The sequence below is a fragment of the Ancylobacter sp. FA202 genome, from assembly GCF_000380205.1.
GTDB lineage: Bacteria > Pseudomonadota > Alphaproteobacteria > Rhizobiales > Xanthobacteraceae > Ancylobacter.
This window is the reverse complement of the sequence record NZ_KB904818.1, coordinates 3,284,275-3,300,734: the sequence shown is the minus strand read 5'-3', so window position 1 is coordinate 3,300,734 and position 16,460 is coordinate 3,284,275. Positions and strand designations below refer to the sequence as shown.

The following is a 16,460-nucleotide window of genomic DNA, read 5'->3' as shown; positions in this document are numbered from 1 at the left end:
CACAGGGGGCGATACCGCAGCAAAAAGGGCGCGGCTTGCGCCGCGCCCTTTTCATTCAATTGAAGCCCGCAGGGGCGGATGGACACCCGAGGAAGTCCATGCCGCCACCTAAGCCGGGCTTGCCCGGCTTAGGTACTCAGCGAAAAGCAGGGGCGAATGGACTTCCTCAGAAGTCCATGCCGCCCATGCCGCCGCCGCCGGGCATGGAGGGGGCGCCGCCGTCGCGCTTGGGCGCATCGGCGATCATCGCTTCGGTGGTGATCAGCAGGCCGGCGACCGAGGCCGCGTCCTGCAGGGCGGTGCGCACGACCTTGGCCGGGTCGACGATGCCGGAGGCGATCATGTCGACGAACTGCTCGGTCTGGGCGTTGAAGCCGAAGTTCGGGTCCTTCGATTCCAGCACCTTGCCGACCACGATCGAGCCCTCGACGCCGGAATTCTCGGCGATCTGGCGGATCGGGGCCTCAAGCGCGCGCAGCACGATCTTGATGCCGGCCTGGATGTCCGGGTTGTCGGAGGTCAGCTTCTCCACGGCCTTCTTGGCGCGCAGAAGGGCGATGCCGCCGCCGGGGACGATGCCTTCCTGCACGGCCGCGCGGGTGGCGTTGAGCGCGTCGTCGACGCGGTCCTTCTTTTCCTTGACCTCAACCTCGGTCGCGCCGCCGACGCGGATCACCGCGACGCCGCCGGCGAGCTTGGCCAGACGCTCCTGCAGCTTCTCGCGGTCGTAGTCCGAGGTGGTTTCCTCGATCTGCGCCTTGATCTGCGCGACCCGGCCCTCGATGTCCTTCTTCTTGCCGGCGCCATCGATGACGGTGGTCTTTTCCTTCTCGATGATCACCTTCTTGGCGCGGCCGAGCATGGTGAGATTGACGCTCTCCAGCTTGATGCCGAGCTCTTCGGAGATCACCTGGCCACCGGTGAGGATGGCGATGTCTTCCAGCATGGCCTTGCGGCGATCGCCGAAGCCCGGAGCCTTGACGGCCGCGACCTTCAGGCCGCCGCGCAGCTTGTTGACGACGAGCGTGGCCAGGGCCTCGCCCTCGACATCCTCGGCGACGATCAGCAGCGGCTTGCCGGACTGCACCACGGCTTCGAGCACGGGCAGGATCGCCTGCAGGCCGGAAAGCTTCTTGTCGAAGATGAGCATGTAGGGATCTTCGAGATCCACCGTCATCTTCTCGGCATTGGTGATGAAGTAGGGCGAGAGATAGCCACGGTCGAACTGCATGCCCTCAACCACGTCGAGCTCGGTCTCGGCGGTCTTGGCTTCCTCGACGGTGATCACGCCCTCGTTGCCGACGCGCTGCATCGCACCGGCGATCATCTCGCCGATCGAGGCATCGCCATTGGCGGAGATGGTGCCGACCTGCGCGACTTCGTCGGTGTTCTTCACCTTCTTGGCGCGCTTCTCGATATCCTTGATCGCCTCGGCGACCGCGAGGTCGACGCCGCGCTTCAGGTCCATCGGGTTCATGCCGGCGGCGACGAACTTGGCGCCTTCACGGACGATGGACTGGGCGAGCACGGTGGCGGTGGTGGTGCCGTCGCCGGCGAGGTCGTTGGTCTTGGAAGCGACTTCACGCACCAGCTGGGCGCCGAGATTCTCGAACTTGTCCTCGAGCTCGATTTCCTTGGCGACGGTGACGCCGTCCTTGGTGATGCGGGGAGCGCCGAAGCTCTTCTCGATCACGACGTTGCGGCCCTTGGGGCCGAGCGTGACCTTCACCGCATTGGCGAGAATGTCGACGCCGCGCAGCATCCGTTCGCGGGCATCGCCGGCAAATTTAACGTCTTTGGCAGCCATGTGGCCTACTCCTGAAATTCAGAATGTCGGGGAAGGATAAGGTCGGCTCAGCCGACGATGCCCATGACGTCCGATTCCTTCATGATCAGGAGGTCCTGACCGTCGATCTTCACTTCGGTGCCCGACCACTTGCCGAACAGCACCTTGTCGCCAGCCTTGACGTCGAGCGGGACCAGCTTGCCGGCCTCGTCGCGGGCGCCGGGGCCAACGGAGAGCACTTCGCCCTGCGAGGGCTTTTCCTTGGCGCTGTCGGGGATGATGATGCCGCCCGCCGTCTTTTCTTCGGCGTCGAGGCGCTTCACCACGATGCGGTCATGCAGGGGGCGGAACTTCAGCTTGGCCATCGGTAGATCCTCGGTCTTCCTATCGCGCGCCGTCGTGGCGCTGGGTATGGAGCTTACTAGCACTCTTCAGAGGCGAGTGCCAAACTTCCAGCGGAGATAGGAACGGTGCCCGAGTGAGTCAAGCGGGCCGGACGGCCTTCGGCTGTCATATCGCGTCATGCGGCGCGGGCACGCGCGGGGCATCAAAAAACCCGGCCCGCGCAGGGCGCGAACCGGGTGTTTGATAGCAGAAGAAGCGGCGATCAGGCCGACTTCTTGATGGTCTTCTCGACCGAGGCCTTGATCGGCTCGGCGGTGTCGGCGGCGACCTTCTGGGCCAGGGTCGAGAGTTCCTTGGCCTGGGACGAGAGCACGTCGAACTGCTTGCGCATATGGCCGGTGGAAAGCTCCACCGCTTCCGAGACGCTCTTGGCGCCGAACAGCGCGCCCATATAGTCGAAGGCGGCGTTCACATTGGTGCGCAGCGACTCGAGGGCCACCGTGTTGTACTCGGTCAGGCCGCGCGAGGCGGTGCTGTAGGTGTCTTCGAGCAGGTCGGTGGTCTCTTCGGCGTTGGCCTTGAACTTCTCATAGGTGTCGCGCGCGTTCTGCACGCTCTTCTCGGCCATTTCACGCACGACGGCGGGCACTTCCACGCCGGCCGACATGTCGAACTTCGGCATCTCGAACTTGGGCATGGCAGCCTCGAAAGCCGAGGTGGCGGCCTTGGCGGCCTTTTTCGGGGACGGGGTGATGGGGGTAGCGTCAACCATGGGTTTTCTCCTCGCAATCGCGGCGGATTCAGGATGGCGGCGACCGCTCCGCGCTGGCGGTCGCGCCCTGACCGGCAAAGGCGCTGTCAGAGTGTAACCCGACCCTCTGCCTCGTCTGGCTCCCTATAATTGTGCACTGCAACATGATATTGCAATGCACAAACCGCCCGAAGCTGCAAATTTTTTCAACTTTTTTTAGCGACGCCGTTGGCGGCGTCGCCTCATGTCGCGCTCAGCTGTCGCCCTTGGCGAAGGGCGAGGCCGCGCTGGCATGCTGGCCGATCGCCTTCGCCTGCTCGGTGAGGCGGGCGGCCTGTTCCTTCACATAGTCGGCGTGCAGCCGCGTCCACTCGTCCACCGTCGTCGCCTTGGCGAGGCGCGAGGCGAAATCGAACCCGGCGGCGATGTTGGCTTCGGCGAAATCCAGCGTGGTGCGGCCCATGTCGCGGGCATTGCCATGCGCCGCATCGACCTTTCGGCTGGCATCGTCGAGCGCCTTGTGCGCGGCTGTGAGGAAACCGTCGATCGCCGCGCGCGCCTGCCCCACGCCCTGCTCAGCGATGGCGCGCAGCTCGGGTGGAACGTCGAGTTTCGGAGGAAAGTCGGGTTTCGAATTGTCGGCCATGGCGAAAACTCCTCCGGATGACGATGTGGGAGTCTAGACGCAACGTAAGGCAGTTCTATCCGGCCTGATGCCTACGTCTAAAGTAGGAGACATCAGGCAAAACGCAACGGAATTCACCCTGCCGCCACGCCCCGGTTGCGTTTGGTTAACCGGGATCAGTGGCAAGCAATTAACCGGAAAAGGTGAAGCTGGCGCGACAGGGGGCCCGGCGCATGGCAAGCGGCGCCGGCCCGCATTAGTGTTTACAGGCGGCGGCAGGTCCTTGCGGGCCCGGCGCCGGCATCCGGTTCGCACCGGCGGGATCATTCAGGCGACCATGAACAGCGACGATTTCGGCATTTCGGCGACGCAGAACCTGCGTGCTCAGGCGGCCACGGCGCTCGCCGGGGCGGCGCCGGCCGTGCTCGTGCGGGCCGATGGAACGCCGATCGCCGCCAATGAGGCCGGCCGCGCGCTGCTGGACGAGGCCACGCTGACGGCGCTGGCGCCGCGTCTTGCCGCCACGCTGCGCCCCGCTCGCCCGGCGCGGCTGGAGCGGCTGCGCCTGCCCGGCGCGCTCACCCCCGCCACTTTCGCCTGTTCCCTGCTCGCCGCCGGCGGCGCCCGGGCGCTGCTGCTGGTCGGGCTCGACGCCGTCCCCGCCCGCCCCATGGCCCCCCCCGCGCCGACATCGACGACGCCCGCGCCCCCCGGGCCGGCCCGCTTCACCTGGAGCACCGGCCCCGACGCACGGCTGAACCGCATCGACCCGCGCCTCGCCGCCGCGCTGGCGCGGGCGCCGGAAGAGCTTGCCGGCCTCGACTGGCGGGCGCTTGGCGCGCCCGACGCGCACCGGGCGGTGACGGAAGGCGCCAGCTTCACCCATCTGGCGGTGTTGCTGCCCACCGGGCGCGGCGATGGCCTCGACATCGAGCTGGGCGGCGCGCCCATTCGCGGCGACGGCATGCGCGGCTTCGGCCTGCTCAAGGGTCGCCGGCCGCTGGAGGCCCGCGCCGCGGCCCCCACCCTGCCGCCCGCCATGCCCCCTGCACTACCCCCTGCACTGCCGCCGCGCGCGACCATCCCGGCGCCCGAAGGCCCGCCGGCCGAGGCGCCCCAGCCGCCCGTCACACCGACGCAAACCCCGCCCCAGCCCCCCATGGCGGACCTCACCCCGCCGGTGCGGGTGACGCTGAGCCTCGTGCCCTCCCCCGCCAATGTCGTGCCGCTGCGCGCCGGCAGCTCCGAGGCCGGGCGCGACAATGTCCGCTCCTCCTGGGAAGGGCTGTCGACCGGCGAGCGCAACGCCTTCCGCGAGATCGCCCGCGCGCTGGGCGCGAAGCTGGAAGGTGTCGACGACCTTGCCGAGCCGGCGCCGGACTCTGAGTCGGCCCAACCGCCGGCGCCGGCTTCCGTCGATCCTGTGGCGCAAACGCCCGCGACGCCTGCGCCCGCGACGCCTGCGCCCGCGCCCCCCTCCCCCGTGGCGCAGGACAATGCCGACCCGGCCCCGGCCGCTGCGGGTGAAAGCGCAAGCACGCAGGAAAGCGAGCGCCCCGCCGAGGCCACCGGCCTGCGCCGCGCGCTCTCCGAAGGCGAGCGCCCGGTGCTGGACCGCCTGCCGCTCGGCCTCATCGCTTTTCGCGGCGACCGGCTGCTCTACGCCAACCGCGCCCTGCTGGAATGGACCGGCCATGCCGACCTCGCCGCGCTGGAGGCTGCAGGCGGCCTGCCCTCACTGTTCGACACCGGCCCGGCAGAGGCCGACAGGGCGGCGGGCGAGGATGTGGCACTGACCATTCTCGGCGCCGACGGCACGCCGATCCGCGTCGAGGCGCGGCTGATGTCCTCCCCCTGGGAGGGCGGCCCGGCGATGCTCTATGTGCTGCACCGCGCCACCGCCCCCGACAGCGCCGCCGCCGACGCTCTGGTTGACGCGCGCGTCACCGAGGCGCGCGTCACCGAGGAGCGCATCGCCGAGGCACGCGCGGCGGACGCCCGCGTGGCCGACGAGCGCCTGCGCCAGGCCGAGCTCGCTTTGCGCGAGGCGGAGAGTTCCAGCCGCGAGCTGCGCGCCATTCTCGACACCGCCACCGATGGCGTCGTGCTGATCGACGCCGCCGGCACGGTGCTGTCGATGAACCACCCGGCGGAAGCGCTGTTCGGCTTCAATGCCGGCGAGGTGAAGGGCGAATCCTTCACCCTGCTGCTGGCGCCGGAAAGCCACCGCGCGGCGGTCGACTATCTCGACGGCCTCGCCGCCAACGGCGTCGCCAGCGTGCTCAATGACGGGCGCGAGGTGATCGGGCGCGTCCGCGAGGGCGGGCTGATCCCGCTGTTCATGACGGTGGGACGGGTGGGCGATGATCCCACCAAATTCTGCGCCGTGCTGCGCGACATCACCCAGTGGAAGCGCGCCGAGGAGGAACTGATCGAGGCCAAGCGCCTCGCCGAGCGCGCCAACCTCGCCAAGTCCGACTTCCTCGCCAAGATCAGCCACGAGATCCGCACCCCGCTCAACGCCATTATCGGCTTCTCGGAAGTGATGATGGAGGAGCGTTTCGGGCAGGTGGAGAACCAGCGCTACCGCGACTATCTGCGCGACATCCACGCTTCGGGCGAACACCTCATCTCGCTGATCAACGATCTGCTGGACCTGTCGAAGATCGAGGCCGGCAAGCTCGACCTCGCCTTCACCAGCGTGTCGCTGAACGAGGTGGTGCAGCAATGCATGGGCATCATGCAGCCGCAGGCGAACCGCGAGCGCATCATCATCCGCTCCTCGCTTGCCAGCGATTTGCCGCCCGTGGTGGCCGACACCCGCTCGATCCGGCAGATCGTGCTCAACCTCGTCTCCAACTCGATCAAGTTCACCCAGCCCGGCGGGCAGGTGATCCTGTCGACGACGCTGACCGAGGAGGGCGAAGTGGTGCTGCGGGTGCGCGACACCGGGGTCGGCATGTCGGAATCCGACGTGGTGCTGGCCATGGAACCCTTCCGCCAGATCACCACCTCGGCCCGCGCCGGTTCCGGCGGCACCGGTCTCGGCCTGCCGCTGACCAAGGCGCTGGCGGAGGCCAACCGCGCCGCCTTCAACATCCGCAGCGCGGTGGATGTCGGCACCATCGTCGAGATCATCTTCCCCTCGACACGGGTGCTGGCGGAGTAGCCGCCCGCCTCACGCCACGCGGCGGAACATGAAGCTGCGGCCATCCGGGGTGCTGGCGAAGCCCATGCGGACCAGCGAGGCCAGGGTGGCCTGTATCGGCGGCTCGACACGCTTGCCCTGCCGGAAGCCGGCGGCGATGGCGGCGGCGTCCACCGTGCCGGAAGCGTTGGCGAGCGCGGCCATGATGGCGGCGGTGCGCTCCACCTCGCCGGCCGGGAATTGCGGCTTCTGCTCCTTGGCGGCGTCCACCACCAGCGCCATGCTGTCCTGCGCCTCTTCCGGCTGCACGGCGGTGGCGATGCCGGCGCGGGCCTTCTGGTAGTCCGGCCGCAGCCAGCGGATCAAGCCCCGTGCTTCCTCCCTGGCGCGCTCCTTGTTGAGCGCCACGAGGCGGGCGATGATGTCCTCGTCCGATAGGTCGCGCGGCCAGCCATAGGCGTCGAACACCAGCGCATCGAGCCGGTCGTGCAGCTCTTTCAGGATGAGCACCAGCCCCTCGTCGCGGATGCGGGTGTCGTCCGCGTCCAGCGGCTCACCGGCCCGCAGCTTCTCGAGCACATTGTACATCTGGGTGAGGGTGAGGCGCGGATGCTCCGCCTGCCGGGCCTTGCGGAAGGCGTCCAGTTCCTCAGCAACGGCGCGGATTTGCGCTTTCAGCGGCTCGGAGGCGTCCGGGAAGGGGAAGGGGTCGAAAGTTCTGGACTTCACGTAAACAGAGTCGTTGCCGACACCGAGCCACCCACAAGTGCGGAGCGTCCACGCTGAGTGCACACGTGAGGACAGTACGCCAAGGTGAGCGCCGTCTGGCAGACCAAAAACCATAAGCTTCTGATCTGGCATCAATGCAGGGTCGAAGAACTGAAACACGCGGTGCTTGGCTGTTTGGACGGTAACAATGTATCTCTTGAGGCCGTCCACAAACTTCCGCAGTTCCTGCCGTGGCTTACAAAACAGCCACCACTTCTCCGCGTATTCTTGAGCATCGCGAGTTTGCGAGCGCTCTGCGGCGGCTTCCCGCTCCGGCTTCACTGTCACAACAAGATGTTGATAAGCCTCAGGAAAACTTGTTCGCACCTGATCGCTTGATAGTCCGAAAAAATCGAGCGCGTAGCAATTCCGCGACCGCGAAGTGAGGTCTCGACCGTTTCGATACGGAACTATGTGACGCTCAGCGTCTGCTCTGCGGCCAAGCCCCATCGCCAACGCCTGCTGGGCATCCAGAATGAAACCTGCCCCAAGAGGCTTCATCCCGTTGGAGCAAATGAACGCATTGGCCATCAATGGCGTCGCCGCAAGCACGTCAGCGCCGACCGTCAGGTCTGGATTGATAGCGCCGGTCGCGTCCCTTAGCTCGACTAGCGGGGCGTCCGTATCGACGCTCTTCTCTTGCACCACCTCCCGCAGCACGCCGTCATGCTTGCCGGCCACCGCCACGGTCATGGCAATACGCACGGCCGCCGCGTCCCGCGTCGCCTTGGTCCATGGGTGGTCCGGTATCGCCATCAGCAGGGAAATCGGCTTCTTCGCCTTCATCCGTGCCGCCATGACGCGGCGGGAAAATTCCTGCGTGATGGAATTGGTGGTGACGAAGCCGAAGCGCCGCAGCTTCGTGCCCCGCCGCGTCAGCAGGTCCGCCGCGCGGTCCCACCAGTACATGACGAAATCGGCGCTCTCGTTCATGTGCGGATGCGCCGCCCACAGCGCCTTGGCGTAGCCATCACCCAGCCGGCCGCGCACATCCTTGCCGCCGATGAAGGGCGGGTTGCCGACGATGTACTCCGCTTCCGGCCATGGCGGCAGGCGCGGATTGCGGAAGGTGAGCACCGGCACGCGGCGTCCTTCGGCGTCCGTCTGCAGCACAGGCTGGCCGGAGGCGTCCCGTGCTGGTTCGCTGCCATCGTGCAGCAGCACCGCGTCCATCGCCTTGATGGTCTTGAAGTCGCGCAGAATGGGCTCGGTCGGCTGGCCGCCCTGCGTGCGGAAAACCATTGCAGGAAGCCAATCCACACCACCAGCTCGGCAATGGCGGCGGCGTGCGGGTTCAGCTCCATGCCGAGAAACTGGTGCGGGTCGATGGTGTGGCGGTCCAGCCCCAGCGTTTCCTGCCCGCCAAGGTCCGCCACCGCTTCCAGCACCTCGCCTTCCAGCCGCTTCATCAGCTCCAGGGCGACATAAAGGAAGTTGCCGGTGCCGCAGGCGGGGTCCAGCACGCGCACGCCGCAGAGCTGGGCATGGAATTTCATGACCTCCGCCAAGGCCGCGCCGGGGTTGCCCTCGCTGGTCAGACGTTCGGCGGTGGCGCGCACGAGGTCCCATTCCGCCCGCAGCGGCTCGATGATGGTGGCGACCACCAGCCGCTCGACATAGGCGCGCGGGGTGTAGTGTGCCCCGAGCTTGCGGCGCTCCACCGGGTCCAGCGCCTGCTCCAGCAGCGTGCCGAAGATGGCCGGCTCCACCTCGCGCCAGTTCGCCTTGGCGGCCTCGAACAGCTCGCCAATCTCCTCGCGCGGCAGTGGCAGCACCGTGCGGTCCTTGAACAAATAGCCGTTGAAGCGCTTCACCTTGGCCTCAATAGCGAAGGCGAAGGTGCCCGCGTCCATCGCCTCCCAGAGCTGGCCGACCAATTCGGGGAACAGCTCCGGCGTCGCCCGGCAGCGGTCCAGCACGCGCTTGAAGCTCTCCTTCGGGATAAGCTCCACGTCCTCCGCGAACATGGTGAAGAGGCAGCGCATGAGGAAAGAGGCGATGGCCTCGCGCTTGTAGCGCGCCGCGCCGTCCGGCTCGCGCTGCTCCTCAAGGAATTTCGACACCTTGGCGAGGCGCTCGGCAATGTCGCGCGTGACCTTGGCGGCGCGCTTGGTGGGGTCAAGGCTGTGCGGGTCGGTCCAGACCTTTTTCAGCCGCTCGCGCACCTCCTCCGAGCGAAGGTCTTGCAGGAAGATGCGAAACCCCTGCCGATCCGGGAACTGCGCATAGTTCTTCCCCTGCCCGGAGAAGTCGGCATAAAGCTCGAAGCAGTTGCCGACATCGCAGACGATGAGGAAGGGCGGCCAGCCCTCGGACGGCGGCAGCGCCTTGGCGTAGTCCTGCGCCTGCCGGTGGGCGTTCATCATCAGCACGTCCCAACGGCGGCTGACGCGGCGCCCCTGCGGCGGCTCCTCCAGCGGGAACAAGGCGGGTTGGGCGGCGCCCGCTGCGGCCTTCGGCCCCTCACCCTGCCGGCTCTGCTTGGCCTCCAGCACGAAACAGCCGCGCTTGTAGAGGTCGATGCGGCCCTTCGCGGTGGACCCGTCCGGCTCGCGGAAGGTCACGGCCCGCTCGAACACATAGGCGTTCAGCTCGGTGGCATGGGTGGCCGGGTCCGGCGACTCCACGCCGATGAGGCGGCAGAACTCGGTGAGGAACAGGGCGTAGTTGGCGCGCTCCTGCCCACCTTCGCGGCCTGTCCAACGGGAAATGAAGCGCTCGACGTCGGTCATGCCCGCCCAAGTGACACGAGGAGAGCCGCGAGGCTAGCCCTCCCTTACGCGCCCGGCAATGCGGTATCGATGGAGAGGATCAACCGCCCGGGTGCTGGCGGAACAGCGACCTCAGGGGGCGGGGGCGGAAACGTCCAGCTTGTCGGAGGTGCCGAGCAGGGCGCGGCCGGCGCCGGAGCGGCGGATCAGCGCCTGCGGGTCCGGCAGCAGGATCGGCCGCTGCCAGTCGCCACGCACGATGAAGGGCAGCGAGAATGCCACGGCGCGCGCCGGTTGCGGCGAGGCCCCGCTCGCCGCCGACGTTTCGTTCGCGGCTGAACTCCCGGTCGCCACAGCGGCCGGATCGGCGGCGGCCAGGCTCGCCACCCTGCCGGGCAGGACCGCGGCGGCGGCGCCCCCTGCGGAATCGACAGCGTCCGGGCCGGCGCCGTTGCGCGCGTCGCTCATCGTCGCCCCGGCCTTGCCGGCCGGCGCCGCCCGCACCAGCTGGGCGAGGCCCGAGAGATCGAGCGCGCGCGAGGCGACCGGGCTTTCCCCGGCCAGCGCCACATGCAGCGTGTCGCTGGAGAGGTCGAGCCGGTCAAGCTTGACCACGCCGCCGGCGATGCGCGCATCGACCACGATATCGGCGAAGGGCGTGCGCCCGCCGCGCAGATCGCCACCGGAGAGCGGGCGCTTCTCCAGCCGGGCCAGGATGCGCCCGACATCGATGCCGACCAGCCCGCCCTCGCTGCCGGTGAGGGTGAAGGCGCCGCCAAGCCCCTGCGCGATATCCATGATGCTGGTGCCGCCGCCCACCGCCGAGAGCCGGAACGAGCCGGTGCCTTCGAGCCGCTGGAAACGGAACAGTTCGCCCAGCGCGGCGCCCAGCGCCACATCGTCGGCGGAAAGGTCCATCCGCACATTCATCCCCGGCCCGGCCGGGCGCGGCGACAGCTGCAGCGAGGCGCGGAACAGCCCGCCCCACGCTTCGGCCTCGCCGATGGTGAGCGAAAGCCGCCCGCCCTTGGCGGTGGCGCTGGCGGCCATGCGCTGCAGATCGGCGCCGCCGAGGCGGACCCGCCCGGCGGAGAGCCGCAATTCGACATCCATCGCCTGGGTCGGGCCGAGATCGATCGCCTCTCGGCTCCAGCCGCCCTGATGCGGGCTCGACAGGGTCAGCTCGCCATAGGGCGAGAGATCGATGGTCTCGCTCGCCAGCGAGCCCTGCAGCATCGGGCGCGCACCATCGATGCGCAGGTTGAAGGCGCCGACGCCGGAATTGCCGTCGAGATCGAGCCGCGCCTGGCTCAGCTGGGCGCCCTGCGCCGAAACGAGCGCCATGCCGCGCAGGTCGAAGGCGCCGAAGCCGCTCTCGGTCGGCGCCTGCATGCCGAGCCAGGCCAGCGCCTCGCGCAGCTGCCCGGCGGACACTTTGAGGTCGCCGGAGACCACCGGCCCGCCCGCCAGCCGCGCCCCGCCGGTGAAGCTGGCGCGCGCCAGCGGCGCCCCCAGCGACAGGTTGAGCCCGCCGACCTCGCCCACCGCCAGCGCCCGCAGGCCGGTCAGCCTTCCATCAATCTCCACCGGCTCGCCGCGCCAGAGCGCCTTGCCCGCCACCTCGACGCTGGCCCCGCCGCGCCAGCCAATGGTCAGGTCCGCCTGCGGGACCAGAATGTCGACCGCCGCGCCGCGTGCGATGGCGATGCTGCCATTGGTGACGACGAGATCGCCGCGCGATTCAGCCGTGCCGAGAGCCGAGATGAAGCCGCTCAGCGCCGCCAGCCCGTCGCCCGGCTCGGCCAGGGTCAGGCGGGCGTCGGTGAGTTCGATATGGTCGGCGCGCACATGCCCGGCCAGCAGGGGCAGCAGGTCGAGCACCACCCGCATATGGGGCACGTCGAGCCGCGCGCGCGGGTCTTGAAGGCTCACCGCGCCCAGCGTCAGCGCCGGCCAGGGCAGTACGTCGAAGGAGACCGGCCCATCGAGCGTCGGCTCGGCCCCGGTGGCAGCGGCGATCGTCGCCCGCGCCTGCTCCTTCAACGTCTCCTCGGAGGCGAGCTTGGGCGCCAGCACGCCGGCCACCATCGCCAGAGCCAGCGGCACGAGGAGGAATGGAATGAACTTCTTCATTGTGTCGTCATGCTCCCCGCCCTCGCTACCGCATCGGAGCGAAGCCGCGCAAGCAAGGGCCGCGCTCAGAGAGGTACGGGTCGCGCGCGGGTGCCGTACCAAGGTTGCCGCACCATGTTGGCGCTCTGTGTCTGTTTGATGGCCTGACAGACAAGCCGGCCAGCGCTATGACTGCTGCAGTGCGAAACGCCGCGGGGACGGCGCGTGAATCGAAGGGGGAGGACGGCATGGCAGAGGCAGGCGTTGCAACCACGGGTCAGGCGCCGCTGTGGACGCCGAGCCCCGAACGTGTGGCCCATAGCCAGATCACCGCCTTCATCGCCCGCGTGAATGCCCGCCACGGCACCGCGCTGGCCGATTACCGCGCGCTCCACGCCTGGTCGATCGCCCATCCCACCGCCTTCTGGGAGGAGGTGTGGGACCTCGGCGCGGTGATCGGCAGCCGCAGCGGCCCCTCGCTGGTCGATGGCGAGGCCATGCCCGGCGCGCAATTCTTCCCCGAAGCGCGGCTGAACTATGCCGAGAACCTGCTGCGCCCGCGCGATCGCGAAACCGTGGCGATGATCTTTCGCGGCGAGGACAAGGTGGAGCGCCAGATCCGCTTCGGCGAACTCACCGATCTCGTCTCGCGGCTGCAGCAGGCGCTCCGCGCCGCTGGCGTCGGCGTTGGCGACCGGGTGGCCGCGACGATGCCGAACCTGCCCGAGACCATCGCTGTGATGCTGGCGGCCGCGTCGCTCGGCGCGGTGTTTTCCTCCTGCTCGCCCGATTTCGGCGAGCGCGGCATTCTCGACCGCTTCGGCCAGATCGAACCCAAGGTTTATGTCGCCTGCGACGGCTATTGGTACAATGGCAAGCCGGTCTCCATCGCTGACAAGCTGCGCGCCGCCGTGCCGCAGCTGCCAAGCGTGACGGCGACGGTGATCGTGCCCTATCTCGGCCAGGCCGAGGAGGTGGCGAAAAGCCTGCCGAACGGCATCTCGCTGGAGGCGTTCATCGCCCCCTATGCCCCGGCCCCGCTCACCTTCGAGCGGCTGCCCTTCAACCATCCGCTGTTCATCCTGTTCTCCTCCGGCACGACAGGCGCGCCGAAATGCATCGTGCACGGGGCCGGCGGCACGCTGCTCCAGCACATCAAGGAGCACCGGCTGCACTGCGATCTCGCGCCCGGCGACCGGCTGTTCTACTTCACCACCTGCGGCTGGATGATGTGGAACTGGCTGGTGACCGGCCTCGCCAGCGATCTCACCCTGTGCCTCTATGACGGCTCGCCCTTCGCCCCCAATGCCTCGGTGCTGTGGGACTATGCGGCGCAGGAGCGCTTCGCCCTGTTCGGCACCTCGGCGAAATATATCGACCAGCTGCGCAAGGAGGGCGTGCGCCCGGGCGAGACCCACGACCTCTCGGCGCTGAAGGCGATGACCTCCACCGGCTCGCCGCTGGCGCCGGAGAGCTTTTCGTTCGTTTATGAGGCGATCAAGCCGGACCTCCACCTCGCCTCGATCTCGGGCGGCACCGACATCGTCTCCTGCTTCGTGCTCGGCGACCCCACCGCGCCGGTTTACAAGGGCGAGATCCAGGCGGCGGGCCTCGGCATGGCGATCGAGGTGTGGTCGGACGAGGGCCGCCCCGTCACCGGCGAGCGCGGCGAACTCGTCTGCACAAAGCCCTTCCCCTGCATGCCGGTCATGTTCTGGAACGACCCGGAGGGCGCCAAGTACCACGCCGCCTATTTCGAGCGCTTCCCCAATGTGTGGTGCCATGGCGACTTCGCGGAATGGACCGCCCATGGCGGGCTGATCATCCATGGCCGCTCCGACGCGACGCTGAACCCGCAGGGCGTGCGCATCGGCACTGCCGAGATCTACGCCCAGGCCGAGCAGATCCCGGAAATCGTCGAGGCCATCGCCATCGGCCAGGAATGGGACAACGACGTGCGGGTGGTGCTGTTCGTGCGGCTGCGCGAGGGCGCGGCGCTGGACGCCGAACTCGACAGGCGCATCCGCACCCAGATCCGCACCGGGGCCAGCCCGCGCCACGTGCCGGCCCGCATCCTTGCGGTCGCCGACATCCCGCGCACCCGCTCGGGCAAGATCACCGAGCTGGCGGTGCGCGACGTGGTGCATGGCCGCCCGGTGAAAAACACCGAGGCGCTGGCCAACCCCGACGCGCTGGAATTCTTCCGCAACCGGCCCGAGCTGGCGGAGTGAGCGGCGGGAGAGCCCTCACCGCGCCCAACATCCCCGGGCCGCTCTCCCGCCGTCATCCCCGGGCCGCCCTCGCACCGTCATCCCCGGGCTTGACCCGGGGATCCGCATCTTGTGCCAGCCCACGCGCCTGCGTGCTTCGAGGCCGGGCTGCGCCCGGCACCTCAGCATGACGAACGGTCTGCAGGTGCTACGTTGTCCTAGGGTCGATCGGTCGCCCGTCATCCTGAGGCGCTCGGCACCGCCGAGCCTCGAAGGACGCAGGCCCGCGCCGCGGAAGGCTTCCTCGCCGCTGCGGAAATCCCGCCTCGGCCGCCGCCTCACCCCTGGCGGGGGCGGGACAGCCGCGCCAGCAGGATCACCGGCACCAGGCCCACCAGTACGATGAGCAGCGCCGCCAGCGCGCCGTCCTCATAGGTGCCGCGCGCGGCCTCGGCATAGACATGGCTGGCCAGCGTCTCGAAGTTCAGCGGGCGCAGCATCAGCGTCGCCGGCAGTTCCTTCATGCAGTCGACGAACACCAGCAGCGCCGCACCGCCCAGCGCCGGCCGCAGCATCGGCAGATGCACCAGCCGCACCACCCCGCCGGGCTTCTCGCCGAGGCTGCGCGCCGCCATGTCGAGCGTGGTGCCGACCTTGCCATAGCCGGCCTCCAGCCCGCCAATCGGGATCGCGAGGAACCGGATGACATAGGCGATGATCAGCGCCGCCCCGGAACCGGACAGCAGCAGCCCGGTGGAAACGCCGGTGAGCTGCTGGCTGAGGTTGGAGACGAGATTGTCGAAGCCGGCCAGCGGCACCAGCAGGCCCACCGCCAGCACGGTGCCGGGCACGGCATATCCGAGGCTCGCGAGGCGCAGCGCCAGCGCCGAGCGCAGCGCCCCGGTGCGCAGCGCCACCACCACAGCGAAGCCGAGCAGCAAGGCAAGCACGGTGCCGAGCGCGGCGAACAGAGCGGTGTTCGCCGTCTCGGTCAGGATCGTCTGCGAGACGCCATGGAACGCCATGCGCTTCCACGCGGCGAGGGCAAGGTGCCCGGCCGGCAGCACGAAGCCGAGCAGAACGGGAAGCAGGCAGGCGAGGAAGGCGAGCGCCCCCGCCCCGGCCGAGAGCGACCGCCGCGCCGGCGGGCGGGCGCGATCGCCGATATTGCCGGTCCGCTGGTGGCGCCGCCCCCAGCGCTCCAGCATGACCAGCGCGAACATCAGCGCCAGCATGCACAGCGCGATCTGCGCCGCGCCGGGCAGGCTGGAGCGGTTGAGCCAGGTGGAATAGATCGACAGGGTCAGCGTCTGCACACCGAGGAATTCGGACGCGCCGATGTCGTTCACCGTCTCCATCAGCGCCAGCGTCACACCGACAGCGATCGCCGGGCGGGCGAGCGGCAGGGCGATGCGGAAGAACGCCTCCCCCGCCCCCGCCCCCAGCGTGCGGGCGGCATCGAGCACGGACGCGGTCTGCACCAGGAAGGCGGCGCGGGCGGAGAGGTAGACATAGGGGTAGAGCACCAGCCCGAGCAGGATGATGCAGCCCGGCAGCGAGCGCACCTCCGGCAGCCACAGGTCGCGCGGGCGCAGATCGAAGCTGGTGCGGATCAGCGTCGGGATCGGCCCCAGCGGGTGCACCGCGTCGACATAGACGAAGGCCTGGATATAGGTGGGGATGGCGAGCGGCAGCAGCAGCGCCCATTCAAACACGCCGCGCCCGGGAAAGCGGCACACCGCCACCAGCCAGGCGGTGCCGGTGCCGATGATGGCGACAAAGGCGCCGACGCCGAGCACCAGCAGCGTGGTCTCCAGCAGCGCGTGCGGAATGACATTGGCGATGAGATGCGGCCACAGGTCGCCCGAGCCCTGTAGCGCGGTCCAGGAGAGCGCCAGCAGCGGCAGCAGCACCACAAGCACGACCGCCCCCGCCGCCACCCGCGCGAGACGGGAGCCGGTGATGGGGGCGCGGCGCGGGCTATGGGGAAGAACCAGGCTCATC

10 protein-coding genes are annotated in these 16,460 nt (G+C 68.8%); 2 read left to right on the top strand and 8 right to left on the bottom strand.

Annotation, left to right across the window (positions count from 1 at the left end; all coding sequences use genetic code 11):
* Nucleotides 1-166: 166 nt before the first annotated feature.
* The 4 genes from groL to A3M1_RS0114955 form a co-directional block, all read right to left on the bottom strand.
* Nucleotides 167-1,807 carry a chaperonin GroEL gene (gene groL / locus A3M1_RS0114970; RefSeq protein ID WP_018389797.1) on the bottom strand — a complete coding sequence of 547 codons (1,641 nt, stop codon included), beginning with the start codon at nucleotides 1,805-1,807 and terminating at the stop codon, nucleotides 167-169.
* Between the two features lie 47 nt (nucleotides 1,808-1,854).
* Nucleotides 1,855-2,151 carry a co-chaperone GroES gene (gene groES / locus A3M1_RS0114965; protein WP_018389796.1) on the bottom strand — a complete coding sequence of 99 codons (297 nt, stop codon included), beginning with the start codon at nucleotides 2,149-2,151 and terminating at the stop codon, nucleotides 1,855-1,857.
* Between the two features lie 242 nt (nucleotides 2,152-2,393).
* Complete coding sequence (locus A3M1_RS0114960; RefSeq protein WP_018389795.1) at nucleotides 2,394-2,903, bottom strand: phasin; 510 nt, start codon at nucleotides 2,901-2,903, stop codon at nucleotides 2,394-2,396.
* Nucleotides 2,904-3,135: 232 nt separating this feature from the next.
* Entirely contained in the window at nucleotides 3,136-3,528 is a 393-nt protein-coding gene (locus A3M1_RS0114955) for a phasin family protein (RefSeq protein ID WP_018389794.1), read from the bottom strand.
* Between the two features lie 316 nt (nucleotides 3,529-3,844).
* Here A3M1_RS0114955 and A3M1_RS0114950 point away from each other — a divergent pair, with 316 nt between their 5' ends.
* On the top strand, nucleotides 3,845-6,676 hold the full coding sequence (locus A3M1_RS0114950) for a PAS domain-containing sensor histidine kinase (RefSeq protein ID WP_018389793.1): 2,832 nt from the start codon (nucleotides 3,845-3,847) through the stop codon (nucleotides 6,674-6,676).
* A 9-nt stretch (nucleotides 6,677-6,685) separates the two neighbouring features.
* Here the strand turns inward: A3M1_RS0114950 and A3M1_RS27190 are convergent, their stop codons facing one another.
* From A3M1_RS27190 to A3M1_RS0114940, 3 genes are all read right to left on the bottom strand, one after another.
* A complete protein-coding gene (locus tag A3M1_RS27190) occupies nucleotides 6,686-8,413 on the bottom strand; it encodes a hypothetical protein (protein ID WP_371258785.1) in 1,728 nt (575 codons plus the stop codon).
* Nucleotides 8,353-10,155 carry a type IIL restriction-modification enzyme MmeI gene (locus A3M1_RS27185; protein ID WP_371258752.1) on the bottom strand — a complete coding sequence of 601 codons (1,803 nt, stop codon included), beginning with the start codon at nucleotides 10,153-10,155 and terminating at the stop codon, nucleotides 8,353-8,355. The genes A3M1_RS27190 and A3M1_RS27185 overlap by 61 nt, the downstream gene beginning before the upstream one ends.
* 111 nt (nucleotides 10,156-10,266) lie before the next feature.
* Nucleotides 10,267-12,267, bottom strand: coding sequence for an AsmA family protein (locus A3M1_RS0114940; protein ID WP_018389792.1), 2,001 nt, complete (start codon nucleotides 12,265-12,267; stop codon nucleotides 10,267-10,269).
* Between the two features lie 227 nt (nucleotides 12,268-12,494).
* Between A3M1_RS0114940 and A3M1_RS0114935 the strand changes: the two genes are divergently transcribed.
* Complete coding sequence (locus A3M1_RS0114935; RefSeq protein WP_018389791.1) at nucleotides 12,495-14,477, top strand: acetoacetate--CoA ligase; 1,983 nt, start codon at nucleotides 12,495-12,497, stop codon at nucleotides 14,475-14,477.
* Between the two features lie 317 nt (nucleotides 14,478-14,794).
* Here the strand turns inward: A3M1_RS0114935 and A3M1_RS0114930 are convergent, their stop codons facing one another.
* Entirely contained in the window at nucleotides 14,795-16,459 is a 1,665-nt protein-coding gene (locus tag A3M1_RS0114930) for an iron ABC transporter permease (protein ID WP_018389790.1), read from the bottom strand.
* Nucleotide 16,460 lies beyond the last annotated feature (1 nt).